The following is a 23,500-nucleotide window of genomic DNA, read 5'->3' as shown; positions in this document are numbered from 1 at the left end:
GTCTGACAAGGGTTTCAGGAGGTATGGGATCTGTTTAGGATCTAACTGGGATCATATTAGGATCGAATAATTGGATCTGTCCTGTGGATAATGAGGAAAAAGCGTCTCTGCACTGGCATACATTTGTCTTCTGTCTGGCGGCCAGTTCATCGAAAACTATCCGCTGGTTCAATGATGGGATGATTTATCCGCTTTGACCATACAACATCGAAAGTACATCTCATCAGACTCAACAGCAACATCACTAATGACCACTGTAGTGAGTGTCTGACTACTATAGAGAGTAATAGAAAACTGATTCTCATCTGCGATTCAAACTACCAACATCAGCAGAGCACTCCAATCCCTACCCGTTCTCGCCATTCCCCGTTAATGAAGACCACTGTAGTGAGTAAAGTTACTCTCTATAGTAGTCATATGATTCTCGGTTTTCATCTGACAACTCAGGACTTGATCGAATTGTTTTCAGGTACTAAGTGAACACCTTTCCCTGTCTGATGAGATCAGCACAGGATGATGTAGTACGCATTCATTTTCACCATATATCCACTGAACTCAGCACGGTTCACAACCTTACCACTACGCAGGATGAATCTCTTCGCCGTCAACTGGTAGAGCTTAGGCTGCCGAATCTAAGACGCTGACATCAGCAGGTCAGTATGGAATTAACGACCGCGTGCTTAAATGACCTTCTATGGCAGTGCAGCCATCAATTCGCGTTCTATTGTCATGTGATTGTCACACTTAACGTGTTCCTTCTGGTTACTCTTTCCGTATTTATGCTTTCACTACACGAATTTTCCTCTGTTGATCGCAATGAAGCCTTAGTCACATGTTTGATTACCACAGCTCTCAGCTGCACTTCGCTCTTTCGTACAGAGACGTACTTTCCGCTAGCCACTAATGAATTTTATAAATTGAGGTTACTGCTGATTCTGCTGTTGACCAGCTACCGCCCTCCCCTGGCTCTCATCCTCAGAAAAGCAGGATGATTGTTTCAGGTTCATCTTTTATGGGTCTCAATTGATGTCATGCTTGAGTAAAAACACAAATGAGTAAATGCGTATTCTATTTTCAGATAATTAACAAGAAGTTACTTCCTGTGATGTAAAACTCGGTTCACACTCAACTACTCAACTACTCAACTACTCAACTACTCAACTACTCAACTACTCAACTACTCAACTACTCAACTACTCATTTGAGTATGACTATTCAATCTAACCTCGTAAGGCCGCTGTGATCATTTTGTATTCCATCTTCGTGATGAGGCATCACTGGACACACATATGTATGGTGGATAAATGGTTGCAGTGTGAAAATTGGGAAATATCATGAGTAAGTGAGTAAGTGAGTAAGTGAGTAAGTGAGTAAGTGAGGTTTTGTGTAAATACTTATCGTAATGAAAGCCCGACACTACGATTTCGAGCTGATTTTGCATCCACGCGATAGCAAAAGGTTTGATGAAGGGGGCGTATTGCATGTGAGATACAAGAAAAACCATGTCCACACACGCGGAAATCAGAGTGCTGCGGAGTGTACTAGTAGTACTATCAGCGAATCTGGGCGAAGAGAACTACCTTGTAGGAATAGCCTCATTTGAGTAAATCAACATAAGCTCATATGAGTAAATACATATTTTTTCATTTGAGTAAAAGCTCATCAAACAGGAGTTACGAATAACCGGTTGGCCCGAGCATACACATGGAAACTCACTTACTCAAATAAGTATTTATTCATTTGAGCATTAACTCATTCACACATATGAGTAGTGTGGCAGTCTCAAAAGCTCAAAAGCTCAAAAGCTCAAAAGCTCATTTACTCATTATCACTAAGCCATTGATCTACCAGATCATTAATAACAACAGTAATGTTCGTGCCGCGCTTTGCACAAGCCGCTTTGAAGCGAGCATGCTTGGCTTCGTCGAAGTTTACGTTTACCCGCTTTTGTTTATCTGAGCCTGGTTGTGCTGGCGCAGAGACAATCTTACTCAGGTCACGGTGTTCACCAAACGTCATCGTTGATGATGAATGCTTCTTTTGCAGTGCCATAATCGTCATCCTTCTGAATGAGTATTTGTGTAAAAGTCATTTTACTTAAATGAGTATATACCCATATGAGTATAGGTGTGTATGAGTATTAACTCATTTTGTGATTACTCGAAAAATGCTTCTATCTCTCTGGTAAGGATTTGGATTTCGCCTTTTGCTGCGCCATCAGATGTCTCAAACACACTGTCCCCGTCGAGCACAGATTTGACGTAACTCTGTCGTTGGTTGATCGCTGTCTTGAGGGCCTTAATGCCGGTTTGGGCAATGCTGTCTTTAAGGACGCTGAGCATTTTCGCTTGCTCAATCTTACGCGTAATCAGGAAACGAGCTTCAACCGGGCGGTTATAAGCCTGCGCTTCAAGTACAGTGACAACTGAACCTGACGCGGAAAAATCCAGTGGACTAGGCGTCACAGGAATAATTATCAGGTCACTGACCATCACTGCCGCAGAAGTAATGACAGAAAGAGAACCCGCACCATCAATAATGACGTAGTCATACTCACTCAGTTCTTTACGTACCTGGTAGACATCTTTTTCGGAAGAAGCGGTGTAGACATCAAACCGGGCTTTTTCATTCCTGTTCCAGTTAGTCAGACTCATCTGTGGGTCAGTATCGACTACCGCAACTCTTTTACCAGTGGCTGCAAGGCAACTGCTGACGTTAATGGTAACAGTGGTTTTTCCAGAGCCACCTTTTGGGTTCAGGAAAGAAATAATCTTCATGCGCAAATCCTCAAAGTTTCATATGAGTAATGACTCTTATGAAGTAAAACACATATGAGTTAATGTGTAAATACGTTTAGTAACATATGAGTAAATGAGTATTTGTGTGTTTTGGGTCCGTGCCATTGGTAGAGTTGACAACATTCTTCGGAAACGGAGTGAGTTTAAATTATTGAATTTGCGATATTTATAATGGAGTAGCGTAGGAAGGTTTCTGACGAATTCGTCAATGCTTCATACAACAGCGCGTATGATGTGTGTCTCAACCTGTACTTTCAAAAGAAGAGAGGGGAGGGGACTTAACCAAAACTCAGAGGCTCCAATAAATGAGTACATGTCATTGAATCAAGAAATCGCACCCGGAAAGTGACACGCAAGAAGCGGGATGGCGCGCGATTCGCCAGGACTAGAAGAGTGGTATGCGCTCAAATTTCTTACGATACTCGCGCGGACTGAGGTGCCGATGCTGGCTGAAGATACGAGAAAAATAGAGTGGATCTTCATAACCGACCGCGCGGGCAATCTGTGTGATCGAAAGCTGCGTTTGTTGCAACAAATCACAGGCACGGGAGATGCGCTGGCTTTCACGCCAGCCAAAGATAGTATTCCCCATTTCCTTTCGGAAGATATGAGTCAGTCGGGAAGAGGAGAGGAACGTCATCCGAGCCAAATCTTCGATTCGAACATCTTCCGCCAGATGCTCATTCAGATAATGGCATACCGTCTGAATGCGGGGATCACGATTATGGTGGTTACTGGTAGGCTGACGCTGGAATAACTCCAGGATAATGCGTTCCAGAGTGTTCATTGCCATTGCTTCAGAAAGAGGTTCTGATGCAGCATTCCAGCGAATCACGTCCTTGAACTGGTTTGCTACCTGCTGGCTGTCAGCCGAACGGGTGAGTTGCATACGGCCAATATTCCCTTCCGTACGATCCCAGTGCAGCCAGTCAATCCAGTAAGGGCGTGGGATGAAATAAATCCATAAATGATCCCAGGCAGGGCTTTCCTTAGCCCGACCATAATGGTGAAGAACACCCGGCGGGAATAACAACATCTCATCGGCGACGCAATGAAACTCACCCTCGGCATGGCGAATAACACCTGCACCTTTAAGTGTCAGGTTGAGCATGTATCCTTTCATGCCTTCGGGACGGTGAATGAAAAAGTCGAGCCGGCTGCCGGGACTTATCGGTGTAAACCCAGACACCATAAATGCATTAAAGGTGAAACGCTTCATCAGGGGAGAGAAGTTCACCATTTCTTTATCGCTCAGCTCTGCCATCATCACCCGTCCGATCATTAAATTGCGGGAAGTATAACGGCAACGCCTGACGCAGACTGGCGCTGCCTGCCAGATTTGCGGCGAAGCTCACTCCTGACTTTGTAATCTATCCCTTGCTGGTGAAACCGCCGGTCCATCAACCTGTTGGTAACGACCAGCAGATAAGTCATGTGCGACTGTTTCGTAAAAATCATCCAGCTTATAAAACCACAACAGGACAAGATTGATGGCAGCCAGCAACAGGGGAAAGAAGATGAACAAAAACTCGATAGTCTGGATGACAGTTGCCGACTGAGCAGTTGTACCGCCACTGACAAAACCAGCGGCACCCAATATCCATCCTACGCTGGCAGTACCAAGCCCCATCCCAAGCGTCTGCCCCAGTGTACCCGCGCTAAACAGGATTCCTTCGATACGTAAGCCGGTGCGCCATTCTCCGTAATCGATGGTATCAGCCAGTAACGCAAACATGGTGGCGCCTATGCCACAAAAGCCAATGCTCCGAATAGCCGTGGATACGATGACAAAAAGCGCGTCCTGTTTGTTGAATAACGGAATCAGGTAGGCCACGCAACAGATCAGCAATCCAAGAACGGCCAGACGTCGTTTGCCCAGTTTTTTTAGCAGAACCGGAATAATCATCAGGGTAAGCAGGCCCGGTATGTACTGCGCCATGCTGATATAAGCAATCAGTGAGACGTCAGACAAAATATACTTCGAGTAATACACCCCCACTGCGGAGAGCGCCGTCAGGCTGGTGAAGGTAATCAGCAGATAGAAGAAGATAATTATCCAATAGCGATTCGCCATCATTGAATGCATGACCTGCCGCGCGTTGATCCGCTTACTGTTATCCCGACTTACAGGCTCCACGCGCTCACGCGTACCCAGTGCCGTCAACAGCAGGAAAAACGCCGTGAAAAAACCCAGAATAGCGAACACGATTATCCAGGATGTTTTTCCATTACCGAAGAACGCAACCAGTGGCAGGGTGAAAACGCCCACCGTCAGAGAACCACAGGTCGAAAGTCCCTTACGGAACACACTGAGAATGCCGCGCTGATAGTTGTCGCGCGTGATTAACGCCAGCAGTGACCCGTAAGCGATGTTGTTTGCGGTGAAGAAAATATTGGCCATCAGGTAGGTTATACAAACCCAGGTGACTTTCAGGCCATAGCTAACGTCCGGGACCGTTGCCATTAAAAATGCTGACAGGCCAAAGGGGATGGCGGTCCAGAGCACCCACGGACGAGCTTTTCCCATCGTCGAACGCGTTTTATCAATCCGGATACCAACGAAAATACAGATGATGCCATCCAGTACGCGAGCAAAGAACATCAACGAACCAATCAGCAGGGCAGGCATACCCACTACGTCGGTATAGAAAAACGCCAGGAAAGTGACCATCAGCGTGTAAGTCAGGTTTGTGCCATAGTCGCCAACACCGAAAGCCAGCCGTTCGCGGATGCCAATACGTTGCAGATCTTCATGAGCAGTAGGTTGTGCCATCACAGGTTCTCCAGTGCCATAATTGCCACACCCCAGTCAGCCAGGGTCAACGTATTGCCCTGCTGATAGCGTCTGTCACTCAGCAATTCCCGACCTCTGCTGAAGGTTAAAGTAATGTCCTGTGGTTCACTGGAATAGTTGAAATAAAACAGCATCGTATTGCCAGCGCGGTTGATGGTGCGTTTTACAATCAGCGGAAAACGCAACGGGTCAGCTCCGGTGCGCAGTTCGATCCTGTGCTGTAAGTGTGTCAGTACGCTTTCCAGCACAGCCTCGCTGGTATGGCAACCGATATAGGTTGCCGTACCTGAACCGTGGCGCTTATGCACAATGGCGGCGTATTTGTTCCAGTAGGGGTGTTGATAGCGTGCCCAGATTTCGGTATCCGCACTCTCGACTTCAAGTAACTCCATCCAGTGACTGACCGCAGCGGATGCAGGCGGGATATCCAGTATGTCTGAATGCAGGGTGACATCGTGTGGTTCGACAAACAGCTGGTAGCTGGCCCCCAATGTTTCACGAATGATTGCTGGCTGGCGCTCATGCCGTACCTTGAGATGTTCATTGGCAAAGCCGGATTTGAACGAATAGAGAATATGGCCACCGTCAGCGACGAATTGATTTAACCGATGCAGTGAGTCATCAGCAACGGCATAGAGCAGAGGAGCGATCAGCAGCTCATATCGGGACAGGCGTGGGTCATCGACGGTCAGAATATCGACTTCAATATTTTGTCGATAGAGGGTGTCATAGTAGCTGCGAATCAGGTCGTTATATTGATGCTCTTTATGACGTCCGAACTGATGCCCCTGCCAAGGATGCCAGTCCACGGCGGTAAGTGAGTCATTACTTACCAGCAATGCTACCCGGTTTTGCTTTTTCAGCCCGGCAAGCTGCGGAGACAGACGTGCCAGTGCCAGTCCAACTTCTCTGGCCTCGTCATATACGGGATTAGGTTCCAGGTCATGACTGAGCAATCCTTTCCAGTAGGTCTCACAAGCGTTGTGCAACGAATGCCAGTGCCAGTATCCGACCATGGCTGCACCCGAGGCGATGTGGCTGAAAGCCTGTTGTCGCAATTGCCCAGGATAAGGTGTCCAGTTTTTGAATGCCTGAGCCTGAGTCTCGAGCACCAGATAGTTTTTGTCCTTGGTGGTGCGCGCAATATCCCCGCAGAAAGCAATTTCTGCTCCGGTAAGCTGATGCTGGCTGGGGTGATAAATATCCACACCGGTGATATCGAGAGCTGATGATGCGGAAAAGTGATCGACCTCGCCCCGCACACCAAAGGACCAGGTCCGCCATTCGAAATCAAAGTTGTGCGTAATGAACTGGTCTGCCAGTCGATATTCACTGACCAACCTTGCCTGCCAGGCGAGAAAGTCGGTGACCAGACTGCACTGATATTGTTGAAAGGCAGCACCCAGACTGGCATTGATGGTGCTTTCCAGCGGCGGGAAATCCTCCCAGGCATCGATACGGTTGCTCCAGTAATTCAGGCCATACTCCGCATTGAGTTTTTCCAGATCACCGCCGAAACGTTGCTTCAGATGCTCGACAAAATCACGCTGCACATGTGCACCGCAGGTGTCGTAGTACTTGGTTTCGTTGTCTATCTGATATCCGATCACCGCAGGATGGTGCGCTGTTGCGGCGAGCAGTGCGCGAATGATGCGTTCGGCGTAGCGCAGGTAGATTGGACTGGTAATGTCCATTTTCTGGCGATGACCGTATTTATTCACGCCCTGCGGTGTCGTCGCCATTACGGAAGGGTGCTTTTTAGCAAGCCAGGCAGGAATGGCGTAAGTGGGGGTGCCAATAATGACGGCAATCTGGTTTGCGTGCATATGTTCCAGTACGGTCAGTACAGCGGAGAAATCGAACTCCCCATCCCGGCGCTCATAACTGCTCCAGGTGCTTTCAGCAATGCGTACTACGTTGATCCCTGCCGCTTTCATCAGACGGATGTCTTCATCCAGTCTTTCTACCGGCATATATTCACGGTAATAGGCGACACCGTATAACAGCTTATCCATTGCACTTCCCTCATCTCAGTACCGATAGGGCGGTACGTTATCTGAAGGAATCCGGTGAAAGATAAAGTATGTCGCTGCCAACATAGAGAAACTCGCTTCCGCGTCAGTCTTATGATTGACATCACATAACACTGAATCTGAAACAAAAAAAGCTCAGGTTTTATCCGGAAGTGATCAACAGTCTGATGTGATGATGTAATAGGCCAAGAAACAGTATGATAAATCCTTGCTGTAAGGTTTTAATCTGATAGTCATTACTCATCGATAGAATGACAAAAATAAAAAGGAGTATTTTATGTCATCAGAAACTGACCGTTTGTCTCTGCGGCCAATAGGGCAAAGGGATGTTGAGGATCTCTTTCGCATTTACGGAGACCCGGCGACTAACACCTTCAATCCAGCAGGACCTTATCCTGACAGGGAATATGCGGAATCTGTTCTGGCTCGATGGTTAACGCACTGGACAGACTATGGATTTGGGATGTGGGCGATAACCGAGAAGCAATATCCTCAAAGAATCATAGGGTTTGGTGGCCTGAGTATTCGGAGATATGCTGATATTGCTGTCAACAATCTGGGTTATCGCTTCGAAACCGCCGCGTGGGGTAAAGGTTATGCTACGGAGTTTGCGCACTTTACCCTAAAACATGGTTTTACTGAGCTCAACCTGGCTGAAATAGCCGCTATTGTCAGGCCCCACCATGTTGTATCTCAAAATGTACTCAAAAAATCAGGTCTCAAGTTTGTCAGGGACATTTATGATGTTGAAAACGCACCACCGAGTCTCCTGTTTGCTCTAAGCCGTCAAGCATGGCAAATGAGTAACATTGAATAACCGGGCGACCGACAATGTAAAAAATATCACGATGCAGCGCTAACTCCTGTCATGGCTCTGTACCAAGGGTGATACTTACCTGTCTGCTGATTAATAATTAACCCCCATTTGCTCACGAGGCTGCCCATCTGGCAAGCACGCTTTTATACACAGGCTATTGAGCGGGATATGCACTTTGATTGTGGATAACTTGGTGGTGAGAGAAGTGCAACGAACAGACTGCTTCGGTGTTGTGCCTTCACTATGCGTCGCCACCACAAGAGATAATCATCATAAATCTTTGGGATTTAAACTACCGTGATTCGCGCCAGTCATTTGATCGGTCTTTGCAGCTGCTGTTTTTATGATTCGACGACTGACACTCGAAAAGCCAAAGCAATAAAACACGCGTTGCGTGTCTCAGGGTGTGAAGCGTACTACAACAACCTGCCGCCCTCTGTTCCATGATAGAATTTATAAAATTTTATCTTTACAGCCGGAGGCATTAGCAATGGCCCTGATCCCGAAGAACTACTCGCGGCTCGAAAGCGGTTACCGTGAGAAAGCATTAAAAATCTATCCTTGGGTGTGTGGACGATGCTCGCGGGAGTTTGTTTATTCAAACCTACGCGAATTAACGGTTCACCATATCGATCACGACCACACCAATAACCCAGAGGATGGCAGCAACTGGGAGTTGTTGTGTCTGTATTGTCATGACCACGAACACTCAAAGTACACCGAAGCTGACCTTTACGGCACAAGCGTTGTGGCGGGGGAGGATGCCCAAAAGGATGTTGGCGCTGCAACCTATAATCCCTTTGCCGATTTAAAGTCGATGCTTAACAAGAAGAAATAGAACCCGTCACGTCCGCTTCTGTCATGATGCTGCCTGTGACAACACCTCCGGGCAACTGTGCGCAAAAGCGGGCCAGAGTATCGATCCCTGCCCTGGTTGCATTGCTTGAATCAAAAGAAAAAATTCTCCCTGACCATTGGACAGGTATAAAAATGAGCATTTCAGCGATTTATGAATGGCGAGAAAAGAATTATCTGGTAAGTACAGACAGCGAAAAGCTAGACATACCGGCTGTACACAATTACCTGACGAGATCCACATGGGCTAAAGGAATCGATGTTGAAACCGTTACTGCTTCAACAAAGAACAGCCTGAACTTTGGTATTTATCATAATGAGGCCCAAATAGGCTTTGCTCGTCTGATAACGGATTATGCGACCTTCGCTTACCTCTGCGATGTGTACGTATTAGAGGAATATCAGGGAGATGGGCTTGGAAGATGGCTTATGGAGTGTATTCATCGCCACCCGGTTTTTGAGAAACTTCGCCGGATCATGTTGTTCACAACAACCGCGCCTTGGCTCTATGAAAAGTTTGGCTATGAACCCGTCAATAAAGAAAACTATGCGTGGACCATTACCCGACCTGATATTTACCTTCGTGGCAAAAATAGCCGCTGACGACCAATCATATTCAGTGAAATGAAGCGGTCAGCATTCAGGGCCGCGTAGCCCTGAATAGAAACGGACATGTCGTCATCGTTGAAAGCGATTGATGGCAGCTGGTGTCATCGGGGTAAAAAGTGATACCAGCGTTCCTTCAGGATCGCGAATTTGCAGGGTTCTGTTTCCCCAGGGCATATTTTTAGGTGGATGGACAAACTCCAGACCATATTCCTTCAATCTCATAAACTCCTTATCAATATCCCTGACCATAAATTCAAGAATGGCGGATTGGTTGCAGGCTGGCCGGGCGCAATCTTCTTTGAACAACACGACCGTTTCCACGCTCCCTATCGCGATAACGGCCACCGGAGTGATGATTTCAGCGAACACCGGGGCATGCCATTCAGCCTGATAACCCGTAACTACTTCATAGAAATTAACAACTTCTTTGATGTCTTGTACGATAAGACGTATTGATACTAATTTCACGGTTGATCCCTCCTGGCTGCAAGAAGTACAGCCTCCGGGAGCATCATCGTTCAGGTCTGCTGACAACGTGGTGGCAACAGGGACAAAAAAATGCGGCGTGCAGATCGGCTTTTTCAGATCATCCAGATACTTCGACGGACAAAACTTCCGGTAACCGCTGCCAGGCTTGCAGAGGAACTTGAGGTTTCTAAACGCACCATTTATCGGGATATAGCGGATTTGGCAGGTCAACGTGTACCGGTCGAAGGAGAGGCTGGCACGGGATACAGGCTCAGTGAATATTACGATCTCCCCCCGTTAATGTTCACCGCAGAGGAACTTGAAGCTGTTTGTCTTGGCGTTCAGTTGGTGCAACGATTACCAGATGCCACCCTTGCCAACAATGCAAACGATGTTTTGTCGAAGATAGCATCAGTAATCCCCGGAAAGATGATGCAGTTTTTACATCATTCTGCGGTGGCGGTTAAACCGGTGGAAACTGGCGCGAATAAAACCGACACGCGCCAAATCCGGGCCGCCATTCGCGACAGTAAAAAACTGCTGCTTGAGTACCGCTCGGCTGAAGGAAAGGTCTCTAAAAGGGTCGTCTGGCCGGTTGTGCTTGGATATGATCTTACTCATTGCCTTCTGATTGCCTGGTGTGAAAATAAAAAGGATTTTCGACATTTTCGTACCGACCGCTTAATCAGTGTGGTTAGGCTGGATGAATACGCAGGCATGGATAGAACGGTTCTCAGGGCTCGATGGGAACAATGGCGTGAAGCAAAGTTATTACGATCCAAGTAGTACCGATATTGCGGAATAAAGGGATTTCAGCATGTTAAAGACGGGATTTGTTACACGTAAAGCGCTGGCTGAATGGCGAGATGTTCCTTTTTACCTGCCTGAATTCCAGTTTCATGAAAAACATCTGGCTGTCATTCATACTTCCGTCCCGGAAAAAATCCTGTCGGCAGTGACAGAATTTGATATTCGGCAGGATAGAGTGATTCGGGCATTAATGTTGGTACGACAGTTTCCGCAAAAGCTCCGATTTAATCCGCCTGATGAAGCCTTTAACAGCTTTGGGCTGCACAGTTTTACCCCTTTAGTCAGCTCCGCATCTGAGCTGTGCTTTGGTTTAAGGGGGCAATTTTGGCGGGCAGATTTCGGCCTGGAACCGGTGCCGAATGCCTGTGCTTATCAGCAGGCAGTCGAACCGGGTAGCGCAAAGCTGCTGCTGCGTTATCGGGTTAGGCAGCTTATGGCAGGCCAGCATGAGCTTTGTACAGAAACGTTCATCTACTGTCCGGATCTGGCCACGCAGTGCAGAATGGCTGCTTACTGGCTGGCAATCCGTGCAGGAAGTGGTTGGATCCGCAAGAGGACATTAATGGCCGTAAAAGCAAAGGTCGAAAATTCTGAGACTACTCCAGGCGTTAATAAGTAAAGGCTATTACCCGGGAGATAGACATAGCACCTTACCGCCGTATCGGGCTGGCTTTCAGAAACAGAAACATAATCTCTCGGACGGTAAAACAGTTTACTGAATATCTTGGTTACCGAACCACATAAATGTTTCAACACGACGCTTGCCGGACGACAGAATGAAATTGTCTGGCACAACGCATGAACACGCCTGGCATGGAGCGAGACAGAGTATTATCCCTGCTTTTCTAAATCGGCTAATGCATACTTACCTCGCTCGGCGACGGATGGTGATCTGTCGGATGCCAATATCTTTGCCAATATGCATGCCTCCTCGCCAAGATTTTTTGACTCCCTGATTAGCATTTCACCGGCGATGCGTCGAACCATTGGAGAGCGATCAGTTGCTGCCATTTTTAAGTTTTCAAGAAAAGGCCTGGTTGGGGAAATCTTGCGTTCATTCAAAACCGGAGTGAGGCGTTGTATTCCATATACTTTGTCTATCCACTGCCATGCCATGCCATGCCTTCAACCCAAACAATCTTCCCTTCAAACTGGCAACGATATGCTTTTGCTCGCAGGGAGGGTTGAACTGACAACTCAGCAATTTCGCCCAGAAAAGAATCTAACGCTTCAGTACGTCCTGCCTGAGAGAATATGGTAGCAACAGGTCCTGAAGGGGATGTTATCAGCCGTTTTTTTAGTGATTCGGCTATTTTCTCCAATGTCACCATTTTCATCAGAATATCTTTTTCTGTACTCCCCATTCTTCCCCATGAATCCCAATAGGGAAATGTAATGAATAAGACGTCTATGATGATTTCCGGATCTGTTAACTCAGCGATTAACAGCAACCTGTCACATGCCGCAGCCCTTACCTGAGTAACCCAGTCATTTAGCCGTCGTATTGCCAACGCGAACACGAAACTGTTTGGTGCGCCGCCTGTTAATGTCCGTAATGCTCTCTCCCGTTTGAAACCATCAGCATTGCATACATCCAGCCAGGAAAGAGAACCAAATTGCTGGTTTTTTGCATCGCCATTTCGCTTTGCAGATGCTTGTGCCGACGCGTAAATTGTCCAGCGGATAAGACGCTCCCACTCATCTAATTTTTTTAGTGGAAGTTTTGACGTTGCGGCAATAAATGCGGTGATGTCGGGTCTGATTCTCTGATAAAAGCTATTAAAACTTAATGATTTTTTTATAGAAGAAATAACTTCCTGTTGAAGACTGTCCTCAAGTGACATGAGATAACTCCCTCTATAAACATTTATGATGGCTTTTATTTATCAATAATGTTGTGTTAACACAAGGATGAATTTCATTAATCCACATGCTATTTCCAACATACGAGCTTCACCCAGGGTACTGGAACATAATCGGCAAGAGGAGCGAAAAATTTAGCACAATGCGTTGCCAGAAGGTGACGAGTATCTGAGCGCCTTCGGCAAGATGATTACCGACACTGTGAATATTCACCCTAACTCAAATTTATTCTGATATGATCAGTATTGCATGCATTACTTTCGATGCGGTTGCGCCCACGACACTGATCGCATAATATAATAATAACGATATAAATATTTCTAAGGTCAATATATGGAATGGGGATGCACAAAGTGTGGGGTGGAAATACCTCAGGACAGAGAGTTTTGCGATAAATGTGAAGAAAAGCACTTCAGGAAAATTGGCGGGTTTCTGTTTTTACCCCTCATAGGACTGATCGTTACTGCTGCTTCTTATCTGTTTGTAATGACAGATGCGTTTAAATTTTTGACAGAAAACTATGCGCAACTGAATGCAAATGCAAAAATATTCTTCATACTCTCCATTGCTATTTATATCGGGGAGTTCTTGTTCTCAGTCACTGTTCTTTCGTTTTTTTTAAAGAAAAAAAAGCTGCTGCCAAAGCTTTTCATTTTCTTTTTGATATCAGTCGTGGCGACGATGTCACTGAATGTCTATATGCTTTACCGGTTAATCCCCAGCGCTAAAATTGGATATAATGAGCTTGTTCCTGTTTTTAGAAATGTGATAACGGCTCTTATCTGGATTCCATACTTCATCACATCAGTTCGTGTAAAAAGAACTTTTACCCGTTAGGAAGCCACATTGACGGTTTCCTGTTGCTGATTAGTAAACATACAGCGCCCCTCAATAATCAAAACGGAGCGGCACAATGCAATTCAGGTGCCTGAAGTGACTGGTGCTCACGGGTGGTTAAAGTTAGATGATTTTTTGCCGATGTAACATGGATATCTGTTCACGGAAGAAGGCCCATGAGAATTTTTCTAACAGCATTGATTCTATTCGCTATCGTTCCATTATCGTATGGCCAGGAGAATCTCCAGTATGAAAACATTAAGCCATATGTGATTGGCTTTCTTGAAAAGGTAGCAAGCTCCTCGGAAAGTTGCTCTTTATTCAAAGATCTTGTTGCAAAAGACATTTCAAATGAACGAAATAAGAAAATGATGTTAGGGTTTTGCGATAGTGATATTGATTTCTCTAAGCCAATATCATTCTCTCAGATAAGCACTCATCGCTTTGAGGGTGCGGATTATGTGTGCGGAATCATTTCTGGCCGAACAAAAATCAACCGAAAAATAGGTGTCAGATTTATCTCCTCAGAGCGCTATCACCTGATATTAAACGTTAAATACTCACGTCGCCCCATTGCATACACAATTGATGATAGGTTCCTGGTTGATGAGTATCGCTTGCAGATTAGGTCATTTAATGAGATGAACGAAAAATATTGTCAGTGAATGGTAATTATGAAATTATTAGATTTGCTGATGAAATTTAAAATGGGAACATTTCCCGCTGAGGATGTCGGTTTAAATCGCGGTTGTGTTTTTTATTCAAGCATATGAATTTCTGTGGGGAAAGTATGAGCGTATCTATTTATTATTCAGCTAAAAGAAATTCACCCATTACAACGGCTGAAAATGTTAGTCTCTTGGCCATTGCAGACATGTTTAATCAAGGTTTTCCTTATAAAAATGAAGGTGAAACGCTATCATTTTACCGGAAGCCATCAGAAGAATACATACTTGAGGGGGCAACCAAACTTCCTTATTGTGATGAAACGATAATAGTTGAGTCGGTTATTTACTGGCTGAAAGCTCTTACTCATTTAACATCTGCATTACCAACGGCAGTTTGGGAAGTACAAATTGATGATTGCCCTGCTTCATGGGTAGATGATCATTGGGAAATGTAAGTGGGGAATCCCAAATTACATGTGACTTCATGTCCGAACCGTTATGTGAAGTGATGTTCCAGCGCTTCGACAAACATTCTCACCTTTAAGGGAACAAGCCGGGAAGTTGGATAAACGGCCCAGATACCTAACGGTTCCGGCCTGGCATCTTCAAGTACTACTTCCTGGATCACGCCTGCCTCAATAAAGGGTTCGACGTACCATTGGGAGAGGTTGGCGATGCCAAGGCCGCCCGCACAGGCTTCGTATATGGCTTCAACCGAGTTAGCTGAAAAGCGCCCAGACACCTTCTGCCTGAAATTCTTCTCACCACCCAGGAAGGCCCAATGCGATGTGCCGATAGTGGGCAGGCAATGATGAGCAATCAGATCAGTGACTGACCTTGGTGAACCATATGCGCTCAGGTAAGCCGGTGACGCGCAAAGCACGCGCGGGTTATCAGCCAGTCGTCGCGCGACCAATCGATTATCGCGCAGTGGAGCGATGCGTATCGCAACATCAATCCCTTTGCCAACAATATCCACCTGTTCATCAGTGGTAACTAAATCGACACGTAATGAGGGATGTTGAAGCATAAATGTGGGAAGCATCGGTGCTACAACCTTTCTGCCAAATGCTGCCGATGCCGTTATCCGTAGATGTCCCGTAAGGGCACTCCCTGCCGGTCGAAGATCGGCCAACGCGTTGGCTCGTCCCTCCAGTAAAGACAGTGCGTGGGGGTAAAATGTCTCGCCGTCGCTGGTGAGTGAGAGTGCCCGCGTGGTGCGGTGCACCAGCCTTACATTGAGCTCCGTTTCGAGGTTGTTCAGGCTTCTGGACGCCGCCATTGAACTCAGTGAGAGCCGTCGGGCAGCGCCTGCGAGGCTGCCAATTTGCACGGCTTCGACAAAGACCTCAATGTCCTCAAGCTTCATTATCTCGTTTTCCGTTATATTGCCGTAACAGATTCCACCTCTACACTATTTTTCGTGATAGCGCCATAGTTTACCTCAATTCATGCCCACCTCTCCTGGAGGGAGATGGCCATCCTGTCCCGTGTCGTCTGATTGTTCGCAGCGTAACGCGGTCGGTCAGCGCACTGATGCTGAAATTTATAGAATGGAGGTTCTCATGAAAGGTTTTGCAAAGGTTCTGGGTATTGCAGGCATGGCTTTTGTTGCTCATGCCGTGGCAAATGCGCCTGACCAGATCCGCCAACAGGTTCCTGGGTACTACCGTCTGGCGGTGGGGGATTACGAGGTCACTGCTTTGTTTGACGGCTACAATGACCTGTCCCCAGGTTTGTTGCAAGGGCTGTCTGCGGAAAAGGTTCGTGCGCTTCTTGCACGTCAGGCAATTGGTCCGGACAGGATGCCAACGACATTTAATGCATTCCTGATTAACACCGGGAAGCACCTGGTGATGGTTGATAGTGGCGCCGGGCAGTGTGTGCCACAGACGGCCGGGCAGTTGGTGCCTAACATTCAGGCCTCTGGCTACCAGCCAGCGCAGGTCGACACTATCTTCCTGACTCACCTGCATTTGGATCATGTTTGTGGTCTGGTTGATGCGTCCGGAAAAGCACTGTTCCCCAATGCGACGGTTTACGTGTCCCAGGCGGAAGCCAATTACTGGCTGGACCCGCAGAAGAAAGCCTCTGCGCCAGAGCGTGCCAGAGAATATTTCGATATTGCTCAACATTCTCTTGCTCCTTACAAAGCCAGTGGGCACCTGAAGACCTTTGTTCCGCCGGCATCGCCAATCCCGGAAGTCGAGGCCTCTTACGCTGTTGGTCATACGCCTGGAAGTGCTGTTTATCGGTTTACGTCCAGGGGGGCCGCAATCACATTTATTGGCGACTTAATCCATAACGCCGCAGTGCAGTTTGATCATCCCGATGTTGCCATTCGTTTTGATGTCGATCCTGAAAAGGCGACAGAGTCACGCGAAAAGGAATTTTCAAAGTTGGCATCAGATGGCGAATGGTTGGCTGCCGCTCACTTACCATTCCCTGGTATCGGTCATGTCACGCAGGAAGGTAAGAAATTCAATTGGGCACCCGCTCTGTATGGCCCCTATAAACGCGCGGATGACGTTCCTTTGCTGAAGTGAAGAGTAGTCAGCGCTTAAATATCAGTGTGTTCAACCAAAAGGGTGAGTTATGAAAAGCTATACAGTTCAGGCCAATGGTATTCGGCAATTTGTTGTTGAGGAAGGGGAGGGAGCACCTGTTATTCTGCTGCATGGATTCCCGGAAACAAACTATGCGTGGCGGCATCAAATTCCGGTCTTATCTAAACAGTTTCGCGTGATTGCACCTGATCTTCGCGGTTACGGTGAGACGGATAAACCAGCATCTGGCTACGATAAGCGCAACATGGCGCTTGATATTCGCGAGTTGATGCGAGAACTCGACATCCATAAAGTTGCCCTGGTTGGTCATGACCGTGGTGCGCGCGTGGCGACCCGCTTTGCTAAGGATTACCCGGAGCTTGTTGAACGCCTGGTAGTGATGGATAACGTTCCAACTCGCATTGTTGCGCGTGATCTGAATGCTTCGATTGCCAAAGCGTACTGGTTCTTCCTGTTCCACCTGGTTCCTGATCTCCCGGAGGCGCTTATCGCCGGTCGTGAACACATCTGGTTGCGTCACTTCTTCTCCGACTGGACTTATGATCCCTCTACCATCAGTGGAGAAGCGTTTGATACCTATGTGAAGTCTTATCAGGCGCCTGGTGCTGTCCGGGGAGCTATGGCGGATTATCGGGCCAACGCACAGGATATTGCGCAAGACCTCGAAGACGCAGAGTTGAAAATTGCCTGCCCGGTGATGTCATTGTGGGGAGCGGATTTTCATGCGGTCGGAAAACTGTTCGACATGGCAAGTGTCTGGTCTGAAATGGCCGATGACGTGCAGGCCATCGCCATTGAACAGTGTGGGCATTTGCCCCAGGAGGAGCAGCCTGAAAAAGTAAATCAACTGCTGATGAATTTCTTAAGCAGCTGGCGCTCCGTCTGACGGTATCTTGTATACTGTGGTGCTTTCAAGTTGCAGGAACCGTCACTTTGTCAAACGAAACTCAAATGCTGGCTGATGAATTACGCCACGTTGTCAGCGCTTTCGTGCGCCATGTACGCGTGGCAACGGCTACTGTTCGCACTTCGCAGCATGAAACGCTGGAGTTGCTCAATACGCATAAGGAACTTTCCATTGCAGACCTTGCGCGTCTGCGTGGCGTAAAACATCAAAGCATGCGCTTGGTGATCAATGAACTGGAACAGCAAGGTTTGATCGAGCGGCAAAAAAGCCCGCAGGATGCGCGTGCGCAGCTGATTGTCTTGAGTGAAAGTGCATGCCTGTTGCTGGCATCTGCCCGCAGGCAACGTACCGAGTGGATAGCTGCACAGATTGCCAACAAGCTCGATGAGGCCGGGCGTGCCGACCTGCAAAAAGGGCTGGCCGCTCTGCATAAGTTGCTTTAAATCTGCCTGAGTTGGTTCACTACCTGTATTAGTGTATTCAATCCCCAATGCTCAACGTATTTGCCCTCTTCAATACGCACCATATCAATCACGGTGATAGTCACGTTTTGGCCTGTAGCCGGAACACCCAATAGCTCCCCCTGGTGCACGCCCGTCAGGCTTTTCCGTGTCGTGACCCAGTCACGTTCCGCAATTTGATCTTCAATGTTGACCTGCAAGTCAGCCAACGCTGGCCGAAGTATCAACTCAAAGGTACGCCAAAGGCTTTCGCGATCATTAGCTGCGCCAGAGGGAGCAGAACGGTTAATGAAATTCTCAGCCACCAACTCGTCAAAACTCTGGCGATTTCCTTCGACAATCACCTGTTGATTGAAGCGTTGTACGACGATTTTGTTCTGTTCTGACATTGGTGTCCCTTAAATATATACAGTTAGACTGTATATATTTAAGAGGATATTGTGGGATTGTGATAGGTAAGTTGTGCGGTGAGCAGCCCGGAAAGTCAGAAAGGAAGGCCCACAAAGTACCCGTTTTGCAGGCCTCAACTGAATGAATCACACCCGGCCAAGCAGGATATTTAACATGCGACGCAAAGGTTCCGCCGCCCCCCACAATAGCTGGTCGCCTACCGTCAGCACCGAATATATTGGTTCATTATTGAGTGCCATTTTCTTGTAACGGCCTATCCCGACTTGTAGGGAGCCGCTGATATAAGCTGGTGTCAACTTACTGACGCTTTCTTCCTTATTATTAGGCACATAGTTAACCCAGGGGTGGGCATCAGTAATCAGCGTTGCAAATTCTGCTTCGTTAACTTCGCGCCTGAGCTTCAGGGTGATTGCAGCGCTGTGGCACCGGATCACGCCAACCCGAATACACAAGCCATTAACCGGGAGCGTTCTGGCCGGCAGACCAAGAATTTTGTTTGTTTCTGCCTCACCTTTCCACTCTTCACGGCTATTTCCATCCCCCAGGTCACTGTCAATCCAGGGAATGATGCTACCCATTAAAGGCGCGCCAAAGCTCTGGGTTGGCATGTCAGTACTGTTAATTAACTCACTAACTTTGTTGACCAGAGGAAGTACTGATCCTGATGTTGCCAATTCTTCAGAAGACAAATAACGGTTGATATAAGCACTTTGGGCAATTAATTCCCGTACATGCTTCGCACCGGCACCAGATGCCGACTGATAGGTCATCACACTCATCCATTCAATCAGGTCAGCTTTTATTAGCCCGGCAAGCCCCATCAGGCTGAGCGTTATCGAACAATTGCCACCGACAAAAAGCTTAATCCCGTCTTCAACCGCGCGGTCAATATTTGCGCGATTAACAGGATCGAGAATAATACAGGCTTTTTCATCCATCCGCAGGGCTGAGGCTGCATCGATCCAATAGCCTTGCCAGCCATGATTAATCAATGCGGGATAGATTGATTTCGTATAATCTCCGCCCTGGCACGTAATAATGATGTCCATTTCCGCGAGTGCTTCAATAGAATGAGCATCTTTGAGGGTATAGCTGACGTCACCAATGACAGGACCTGGATCGCCCGCACTGGAGGTACTATAAAAATGCGCAGAAATGTCATGGAAATCATCTTCTTCCACCATGCGCTGTAACAAAACTGAACCAACCATGCCTCTCCAGCCAATAATGCCGACATGCTTCATTTTCTTAACCTTAAGAATGTTATGGATGTGTTAATGTCATGGCGTGTTATATCTCATTCCTTAAATAGCGTCATTACGAATTATGACTCTCTCGACCATTATTAAAATGTTTCATCAGCGATTAGAGAAAATGATGAGTGGCGACGGCGGGTAGGGTTAATTAGATGGCGGGTTAGATTCACACTGGATGAACATAACCTACCAGGGTTTTCTATTTATTGTTGCTCATTGTTTCCTTAAGTTCTTTTTCCTTCATCTTCTTTGCCATTGCATTAATAAAGCAGCGAAACATCAGGCCATTAGTAAAAGTTGTCAGTGTGATGGTGAAAAAGGTACTAATAACCAGATCGATAAAAATATTACCGCTACGGATAATGACCGGACGATAAATGATCACGCCAGCCAGTACGACCCAGTGGCTCATACAATAAAAACAATGAAACAAATAGCCAGTCATATGACCAATTTTATTGGCCAGGTTTCGCACCGGCACAAAGAGTTCTGTCTGGGTGATGGTAAAAGAGATGCTGGCGGCAGCGAAGCTGAGCACGATGCATGTCCACAATGACTGGATAGCGGATAATTCAATAACCTGTTGCACAGAGGCTCCTGTGATTTGTCTAACTCATGTAACAACAAAAGATACGATCTATTTTGTGCAAGATCAACACGACGATTCTGTGGTCTTAAAAATTAAAGCACTTATGGCTACATCGCTGTGACAGGGGCTGCGAGCAGTTAATTGGGTTAACTGTTGTTTTCTTTGAACTTATTGCACAAATGACTGAGGGTGATTTCGCTCAGACGTTCCATTAACAGTGACTCAGCCTGTTTTAACGCAACATCTAACTCATCGTTAACGGTATTTTCAATCAGGCAGTGGGGATTATCCCTGTTGATGCCAAGGTTGTAGAGATGGGTTATTCCCACCGCTTTGTAGATATCCCGCAAAGTCACCTGAGCAGGGTCACAACTTAATGACCAGCCACCATTGTGTCCTTTTTCGGAGCGGACATAACCGGCTTCACGTAAACCTGCCATCGTTCTGCGTACCAGCGCGGCATTGGTGTCCAGCATCTCAGCCAGTTGTTGGGAGGTGTAGATTCCTGAATCACAGGCCAGATGAACCAGTACGTGTAAAACTCGCGATAATCGTGTGTCGCTTCTCAAATGCCCTCCCGCCTACCAGGATATTCAGTATCGTGTTGGATCATAACGTAATACATCATGATACTGAACTCCAGGAAGCAGGATGTTACCGAGATGAAACGTTATTAAGTATTAACCAGCGCCATGACAAAGCCATCCCATCCTTTCTCACCGACAGTCTGAATTGCCGTCGCTTCCAGTCGGTCGTCTTCTGCGATCATCTGTATAAAGTCTCTCAATCCTTGCACGTTCGGGTCATGATTCTCGGGATCAATGACCCCTCCGCCGCGTACCACATTATCCCCGACGATAACCGTTCCTTGCCGCGACAGTTTTATTGCCCATGCGAGATAACGAGGGTTATTTACTTTATCCGCATCGATAAAAATAAGGTCAAAGGGCGGGCTAAGCCCAGGTAATACATCAAGGGCCGCTCCGGTAAGAAGCTCGACGCGTGCTGTCAGCCCGGCATTAGCGATGTTTTGGCGCGCAACGTCGGCATGATGCGGATTAAACTCGATGGTCGTCACGATCCCGTTATGCGGTAACGCTTTCGCCATCCAAATCGTGCTGTAGCCGCCAAGTGTACCAATTTCAAGAACGCGAACAGCGCGAGTCATTTTGACCAGAAGCGCCAGCATCTTGCCCTGCAAGGCGGATACATCGATAGCGGGTAAGCCATGATTTGCGTTATTCGCGAGGGTATGTTTCAAGTCTGGTTCTTCGGAAACAAGCTTTTCAGCCAACCAGGCATCAACTTGTGACCATTTTGCCGCGTCACTGGAAGGATAATCAGGGGGTCGCATAGTGGGTCTTATCTCCTTGAAGGGTTTTTATCAGAAGTGTAGTCGCCGTTGGGAAGTTGCTCATTCACACTAATCCTGTCTTTCTCAGCTACTCTTTGTGACTTGAGTCACAAAAATGCATTGGGTAACAGGAGAAAAACCATGTTGAATATCGCGAAAGCATTTTGCCTGTCTTGCTGTTTTATTTTGTGTGCCAGCGCCAGCGTGATGGCAGAAACTCTGCCACGTATCGGCATTATCGGTGCCGGATCGATGGGTGGGACGCTTGGGCGGTTGTGGGTTAAGGCGGGCTACCCGGTCTTTTTTTCTTCCCGGCATCCGCAGGAATTGCAGCCTTTAATCGCCTCTCTCGGGCCGCTGGCAAAGGCGGGTACACCCCAGCAGGCCGCTGAATTCGGGGAGGTGGTTGTGATGGCAGTCCCTTACGGTGCGCTGCCCGCTCTGGGAAAAAACCTGGCGGAATCGCTGAAGGACAAAGTGGTGCTGGACGTTGCCAACCCCTATCCGCAACGAGACGGTGATGTTGCCACCCAGGCATTACAGGTTGGGAGTGGTGTCTACAGTGCCCGTCTATTTCCGCAGGCACGCGTTGTCCGCGGATTTAATTCAATCGCCGCATCCAGTCTCGCATCTAACGCACATCGGACCGGCGACGCTCTGGCGGTACCTCTGGCAGGGGATGACAGGAAGGCACTGGATACCGTGATACAATTAACCAAAGCTGCTGGTTTTGCCCCTGTAGTGGTGGGCGATTTGAGCAAAGCCACGCTGTTTCAGCCTGGGAGTGATTTGTTTTTACAAACGATGACGGCGGATGAGTTAAAACAGGCAATTAGCCGCTAATCGGAGCCACGCATAATTCTGAATCACCGAAGAAATGCTTGCTGGCGTTCAATGAAATGTTCATCTTTTTGACAGAGAGGATGAGCTAACATGAAGACAGTGAGTCAAACCTCACGATTTGTGTTTCCACTCTTGGTGCTTCTACGGCATAATCCGCCCCCGCCGAGTCAGTGGTCCCCCCAGGGCCTTGACGTCACTGAGGTTTATGTATGACAGATATTCAGCAGCTGATACTTGCTGCCAGGCCCCTGATCCCTTTCAGACGCATCCATGACGCACAGGCATTTCTGAGCTTGTGGCCGCTTGAGGATCAATTTGCGCTTATCAGTGCGCTTTGCATTGGGCGTGATCACATGGGTGCCAACGTTATTCGGGCTGGCTATGTTTCTGATGATCAGTCATTCGATCGCTTTCTGCACATCGGCAGCACCGGGATCTGGCTGATTCCTCCAGCAGATTTTGCCGGTATGCTGTGTGAAGCAGGCGCCTCGCTGGAGGAGTGGTTTACGACTTTTGAACATTGTGCCACGGTGTCTGGTTACGATCTGAGCGAGTTCTGA

At 47.5% G+C, this 23,500-nt stretch carries 27 protein-coding genes; 13 read left to right on the top strand and 14 right to left on the bottom strand.

Annotated features, from left to right (window positions below; translation table 11 throughout):
- Window positions 1–1,818: 1,818 nt before the first annotated feature.
- The 5 genes from AC6I8T_RS26440 to AC6I8T_RS26420 form a co-directional block, all read right to left on the bottom strand.
- Window positions 1,819–2,052 (bottom strand): plasmid partition protein ParG, encoded by a 234-nt coding sequence (locus AC6I8T_RS26440; RefSeq protein WP_021186250.1) that lies wholly within the window; start codon window positions 2,050–2,052, stop codon window positions 1,819–1,821.
- Between the two features lie 104 nt (window positions 2,053–2,156).
- The gene (gene parA, locus AC6I8T_RS26435; RefSeq protein WP_497834850.1) at window positions 2,157–2,777 is read right to left on the bottom strand and encodes a ParA family partition ATPase; all 621 of its coding nucleotides are present in this window, start codon (window positions 2,775–2,777) and stop codon (window positions 2,157–2,159) included.
- A 406-nt stretch (window positions 2,778–3,183) separates the two neighbouring features.
- Window positions 3,184–4,065 carry an arabinose operon transcriptional regulator AraC gene (araC, locus tag AC6I8T_RS26430; protein WP_497834849.1) on the bottom strand — a complete coding sequence of 294 codons (882 nt, stop codon included), beginning with the start codon at window positions 4,063–4,065 and terminating at the stop codon, window positions 3,184–3,186.
- Between the two features lie 84 nt (window positions 4,066–4,149).
- Window positions 4,150–5,571: an MFS transporter gene (locus AC6I8T_RS26425; protein WP_497834848.1), complete on the bottom strand. Its 1,422-nt coding sequence runs from the start codon at window positions 5,569–5,571 to the stop codon at window positions 4,150–4,152.
- Window positions 5,571–7,607, bottom strand: a complete 2,037-nt coding sequence (locus tag AC6I8T_RS26420; RefSeq protein ID WP_497834847.1) for a beta-galactosidase — start codon at window positions 7,605–7,607, stop codon at window positions 5,571–5,573. The genes AC6I8T_RS26425 and AC6I8T_RS26420 overlap by 1 nt, the downstream gene beginning before the upstream one ends.
- Before the next feature lie 295 nt (window positions 7,608–7,902).
- Here AC6I8T_RS26420 and AC6I8T_RS26415 point away from each other — a divergent pair, with 295 nt between their 5' ends.
- The 3 genes from AC6I8T_RS26415 to AC6I8T_RS26405 all read left to right on the top strand — a co-directional run bounded on the left by AC6I8T_RS26415 (window position 7,903) and on the right by AC6I8T_RS26405 (window position 9,900).
- On the top strand, window positions 7,903–8,442 hold the full coding sequence (locus tag AC6I8T_RS26415; protein WP_497834846.1) for a GNAT family N-acetyltransferase: 540 nt from the start codon (window positions 7,903–7,905) through the stop codon (window positions 8,440–8,442).
- A 490-nt stretch (window positions 8,443–8,932) separates the two neighbouring features.
- A complete protein-coding gene (gene yajD, locus AC6I8T_RS26410; protein WP_208727035.1) occupies window positions 8,933–9,280 on the top strand; it encodes a YajD family HNH nuclease in 348 nt (115 codons plus the stop codon).
- 152 nt (window positions 9,281–9,432) lie between these two features.
- Window positions 9,433–9,900, top strand: coding sequence for a GNAT family N-acetyltransferase (locus tag AC6I8T_RS26405; RefSeq protein WP_036627902.1), 468 nt, complete (start codon window positions 9,433–9,435; stop codon window positions 9,898–9,900).
- Between the two features lie 75 nt (window positions 9,901–9,975).
- Here the strand turns inward: AC6I8T_RS26405 and AC6I8T_RS26400 are convergent, their stop codons facing one another.
- Complete coding sequence (locus AC6I8T_RS26400; RefSeq protein WP_208727034.1) at window positions 9,976–10,374, bottom strand: VOC family protein; 399 nt, start codon at window positions 10,372–10,374, stop codon at window positions 9,976–9,978.
- A gap of 90 nt (window positions 10,375–10,464) precedes the next feature.
- Between AC6I8T_RS26400 and AC6I8T_RS26395 the strand changes: the two genes are divergently transcribed.
- Both AC6I8T_RS26395 and AC6I8T_RS26390 read left to right on the top strand, forming a co-directional pair.
- Window positions 10,465–11,160 (top strand): helix-turn-helix transcriptional regulator, encoded by a 696-nt coding sequence (locus AC6I8T_RS26395; protein WP_497834845.1) that lies wholly within the window; start codon window positions 10,465–10,467, stop codon window positions 11,158–11,160.
- 31 nt (window positions 11,161–11,191) lie between these two features.
- Window positions 11,192–11,803 carry a hypothetical protein gene (locus AC6I8T_RS26390; RefSeq protein ID WP_497834844.1) on the top strand — a complete coding sequence of 204 codons (612 nt, stop codon included), beginning with the start codon at window positions 11,192–11,194 and terminating at the stop codon, window positions 11,801–11,803.
- A gap of 212 nt (window positions 11,804–12,015) precedes the next feature.
- Here AC6I8T_RS26390 and AC6I8T_RS26385 read toward each other — a convergent pair whose 3' ends face one another.
- Window positions 12,016–12,300: a hypothetical protein gene (locus AC6I8T_RS26385; protein ID WP_244634105.1), complete on the bottom strand. Its 285-nt coding sequence runs from the start codon at window positions 12,298–12,300 to the stop codon at window positions 12,016–12,018.
- Entirely contained in the window at window positions 12,282–13,028 is a 747-nt protein-coding gene (locus AC6I8T_RS26380) for a hypothetical protein (RefSeq protein WP_497834843.1), read from the bottom strand. Before AC6I8T_RS26380 ends, AC6I8T_RS26385 begins: the two co-directional genes overlap by 19 nt.
- Window positions 13,029–13,380: 352 nt before the next feature.
- On the opposite strand from AC6I8T_RS26380, the gene AC6I8T_RS26375 reads away from it, so the two are divergent.
- The 3 genes from AC6I8T_RS26375 (at window position 13,381) to AC6I8T_RS26365 (ending at window position 15,007) form a co-directional block, all read left to right on the top strand.
- The gene (locus AC6I8T_RS26375) at window positions 13,381–13,884 is read left to right on the top strand and encodes a DUF2569 family protein (protein ID WP_208727031.1); all 504 of its coding nucleotides are present in this window, start codon (window positions 13,381–13,383) and stop codon (window positions 13,882–13,884) included.
- Window positions 13,885–14,060: 176 nt separating this feature from the next.
- Window positions 14,061–14,549, top strand: coding sequence for a thioredoxin domain-containing protein (locus tag AC6I8T_RS26370; RefSeq protein WP_208727030.1), 489 nt, complete (start codon window positions 14,061–14,063; stop codon window positions 14,547–14,549).
- A gap of 125 nt (window positions 14,550–14,674) precedes the next feature.
- Entirely contained in the window at window positions 14,675–15,007 is a 333-nt protein-coding gene (locus tag AC6I8T_RS26365) for a hypothetical protein (protein ID WP_208727029.1), read from the top strand.
- Between the two features lie 41 nt (window positions 15,008–15,048).
- Here the strand turns inward: AC6I8T_RS26365 and AC6I8T_RS26360 are convergent, their stop codons facing one another.
- Window positions 15,049–15,921: a LysR family transcriptional regulator gene (locus AC6I8T_RS26360; RefSeq protein ID WP_497834842.1), complete on the bottom strand. Its 873-nt coding sequence runs from the start codon at window positions 15,919–15,921 to the stop codon at window positions 15,049–15,051.
- 196 nt (window positions 15,922–16,117) lie between these two features.
- Between AC6I8T_RS26360 and AC6I8T_RS26355 the strand changes: the two genes are divergently transcribed.
- From AC6I8T_RS26355 to AC6I8T_RS26345, 3 genes are read left to right on the top strand one after another with little or no spacing between them, the layout of a single operon-like run.
- Window positions 16,118–17,098 carry an MBL fold metallo-hydrolase gene (locus AC6I8T_RS26355; RefSeq protein WP_497834841.1) on the top strand — a complete coding sequence of 327 codons (981 nt, stop codon included), beginning with the start codon at window positions 16,118–16,120 and terminating at the stop codon, window positions 17,096–17,098.
- A gap of 49 nt (window positions 17,099–17,147) precedes the next feature.
- Window positions 17,148–18,005: an alpha/beta fold hydrolase gene (locus AC6I8T_RS26350; protein ID WP_497834840.1), complete on the top strand. Its 858-nt coding sequence runs from the start codon at window positions 17,148–17,150 to the stop codon at window positions 18,003–18,005.
- A 47-nt stretch (window positions 18,006–18,052) separates the two neighbouring features.
- On the top strand, window positions 18,053–18,469 hold the full coding sequence (locus AC6I8T_RS26345) for a MarR family winged helix-turn-helix transcriptional regulator (protein WP_208727025.1): 417 nt from the start codon (window positions 18,053–18,055) through the stop codon (window positions 18,467–18,469).
- Here AC6I8T_RS26345 and AC6I8T_RS26340 read toward each other — a convergent pair.
- The 5 genes from AC6I8T_RS26340 to AC6I8T_RS26320 all read right to left on the bottom strand — a co-directional run bounded on the left by AC6I8T_RS26340 (window position 18,466) and on the right by AC6I8T_RS26320 (window position 22,097).
- A complete protein-coding gene (locus tag AC6I8T_RS26340; protein WP_497834839.1) occupies window positions 18,466–18,876 on the bottom strand; it encodes an ester cyclase in 411 nt (136 codons plus the stop codon). The two genes, AC6I8T_RS26345 and AC6I8T_RS26340, sit on opposite strands and share 4 nt — an antisense overlap.
- Before the next feature lie 147 nt (window positions 18,877–19,023).
- The gene (gene asd, locus AC6I8T_RS26335) at window positions 19,024–20,142 is read right to left on the bottom strand and encodes an aspartate-semialdehyde dehydrogenase (RefSeq protein WP_497834838.1); all 1,119 of its coding nucleotides are present in this window, start codon (window positions 20,140–20,142) and stop codon (window positions 19,024–19,026) included.
- A 211-nt stretch (window positions 20,143–20,353) separates the two neighbouring features.
- A complete protein-coding gene (locus AC6I8T_RS26330) occupies window positions 20,354–20,743 on the bottom strand; it encodes a DUF1360 domain-containing protein (protein WP_208727022.1) in 390 nt (129 codons plus the stop codon).
- Between the two features lie 146 nt (window positions 20,744–20,889).
- A complete protein-coding gene (locus AC6I8T_RS26325) occupies window positions 20,890–21,312 on the bottom strand; it encodes an Rrf2 family transcriptional regulator (protein WP_208727021.1) in 423 nt (140 codons plus the stop codon).
- A 104-nt stretch (window positions 21,313–21,416) separates the two neighbouring features.
- A complete protein-coding gene (locus AC6I8T_RS26320; RefSeq protein ID WP_497834837.1) occupies window positions 21,417–22,097 on the bottom strand; it encodes an O-methyltransferase in 681 nt (226 codons plus the stop codon).
- 141 nt (window positions 22,098–22,238) lie between these two features.
- Here AC6I8T_RS26320 and AC6I8T_RS26315 point away from each other — a divergent pair, with 141 nt between their 5' ends.
- Both AC6I8T_RS26315 and AC6I8T_RS26310 read left to right on the top strand, forming a co-directional pair.
- A complete protein-coding gene (locus AC6I8T_RS26315; protein ID WP_208727019.1) occupies window positions 22,239–22,940 on the top strand; it encodes an NADPH-dependent F420 reductase in 702 nt (233 codons plus the stop codon).
- Between the two features lie 209 nt (window positions 22,941–23,149).
- A complete protein-coding gene (locus tag AC6I8T_RS26310; protein WP_036627874.1) occupies window positions 23,150–23,500 on the top strand; it encodes a hypothetical protein in 351 nt (116 codons plus the stop codon).

The organism is Pantoea sp. X-Soil-OKNW-556, assembly GCF_059730695.1.
Note: the sequence above shows the minus strand (reverse complement) of the source record. Positions and strands in the feature narration are given on the sequence as shown.

Coding starts and splice junctions, on each gene's coding strand:
- AC6I8T_RS26440 (WP_021186250.1), bottom strand. CDS start 2,052: ATGGCACTGCAAAAGAAGCATTCATCATCAACGATGACGTTTGGTGAA.
- AC6I8T_RS26385 (WP_244634105.1), bottom strand. CDS start 12,300: ATGGCATGGCAGTGGATAGACAAAGTATATGGAATACAACGCCTCACT.
- AC6I8T_RS26395 (WP_497834845.1), top strand. CDS start 10,465: ATGCGGCGTGCAGATCGGCTTTTTCAGATCATCCAGATACTTCGACGG.
- AC6I8T_RS26315 (WP_208727019.1), top strand. CDS start 22,239: ATGTTGAATATCGCGAAAGCATTTTGCCTGTCTTGCTGTTTTATTTTG.
- AC6I8T_RS26390 (WP_497834844.1), top strand. CDS start 11,192: ATGTTAAAGACGGGATTTGTTACACGTAAAGCGCTGGCTGAATGGCGA.
- asd (WP_497834838.1), bottom strand. CDS start 20,142: ATGAAGCATGTCGGCATTATTGGCTGGAGAGGCATGGTTGGTTCAGTT.
- AC6I8T_RS26365 (WP_208727029.1), top strand. CDS start 14,675: ATGAGCGTATCTATTTATTATTCAGCTAAAAGAAATTCACCCATTACA.
- AC6I8T_RS26425 (WP_497834848.1), bottom strand. CDS start 5,571: ATGGCACAACCTACTGCTCATGAAGATCTGCAACGTATTGGCATCCGC.
- AC6I8T_RS26355 (WP_497834841.1), top strand. CDS start 16,118: ATGAAAGGTTTTGCAAAGGTTCTGGGTATTGCAGGCATGGCTTTTGTT.
- yajD (WP_208727035.1), top strand. CDS start 8,933: ATGGCCCTGATCCCGAAGAACTACTCGCGGCTCGAAAGCGGTTACCGT.
- AC6I8T_RS26350 (WP_497834840.1), top strand. CDS start 17,148: ATGAAAAGCTATACAGTTCAGGCCAATGGTATTCGGCAATTTGTTGTT.
- AC6I8T_RS26310 (WP_036627874.1), top strand. CDS start 23,150: ATGACAGATATTCAGCAGCTGATACTTGCTGCCAGGCCCCTGATCCCT.
- AC6I8T_RS26420 (WP_497834847.1), bottom strand. CDS start 7,607: ATGGATAAGCTGTTATACGGTGTCGCCTATTACCGTGAATATATGCCG.
- AC6I8T_RS26380 (WP_497834843.1), bottom strand. CDS start 13,028: ATGTCACTTGAGGACAGTCTTCAACAGGAAGTTATTTCTTCTATAAAA.
- AC6I8T_RS26375 (WP_208727031.1), top strand. CDS start 13,381: ATGGAATGGGGATGCACAAAGTGTGGGGTGGAAATACCTCAGGACAGA.
- AC6I8T_RS26340 (WP_497834839.1), bottom strand. CDS start 18,876: ATGTCAGAACAGAACAAAATCGTCGTACAACGCTTCAATCAACAGGTG.
- araC (WP_497834849.1), bottom strand. CDS start 4,065: ATGATGGCAGAGCTGAGCGATAAAGAAATGGTGAACTTCTCTCCCCTG.
- AC6I8T_RS26320 (WP_497834837.1), bottom strand. CDS start 22,097: ATGCGACCCCCTGATTATCCTTCCAGTGACGCGGCAAAATGGTCACAA.
- AC6I8T_RS26405 (WP_036627902.1), top strand. CDS start 9,433: ATGAGCATTTCAGCGATTTATGAATGGCGAGAAAAGAATTATCTGGTA.
- AC6I8T_RS26415 (WP_497834846.1), top strand. CDS start 7,903: ATGTCATCAGAAACTGACCGTTTGTCTCTGCGGCCAATAGGGCAAAGG.
- AC6I8T_RS26360 (WP_497834842.1), bottom strand. CDS start 15,921: ATGAAGCTTGAGGACATTGAGGTCTTTGTCGAAGCCGTGCAAATTGGC.
- parA (WP_497834850.1), bottom strand. CDS start 2,777: ATGAAGATTATTTCTTTCCTGAACCCAAAAGGTGGCTCTGGAAAAACC.
- AC6I8T_RS26370 (WP_208727030.1), top strand. CDS start 14,061: ATGAGAATTTTTCTAACAGCATTGATTCTATTCGCTATCGTTCCATTA.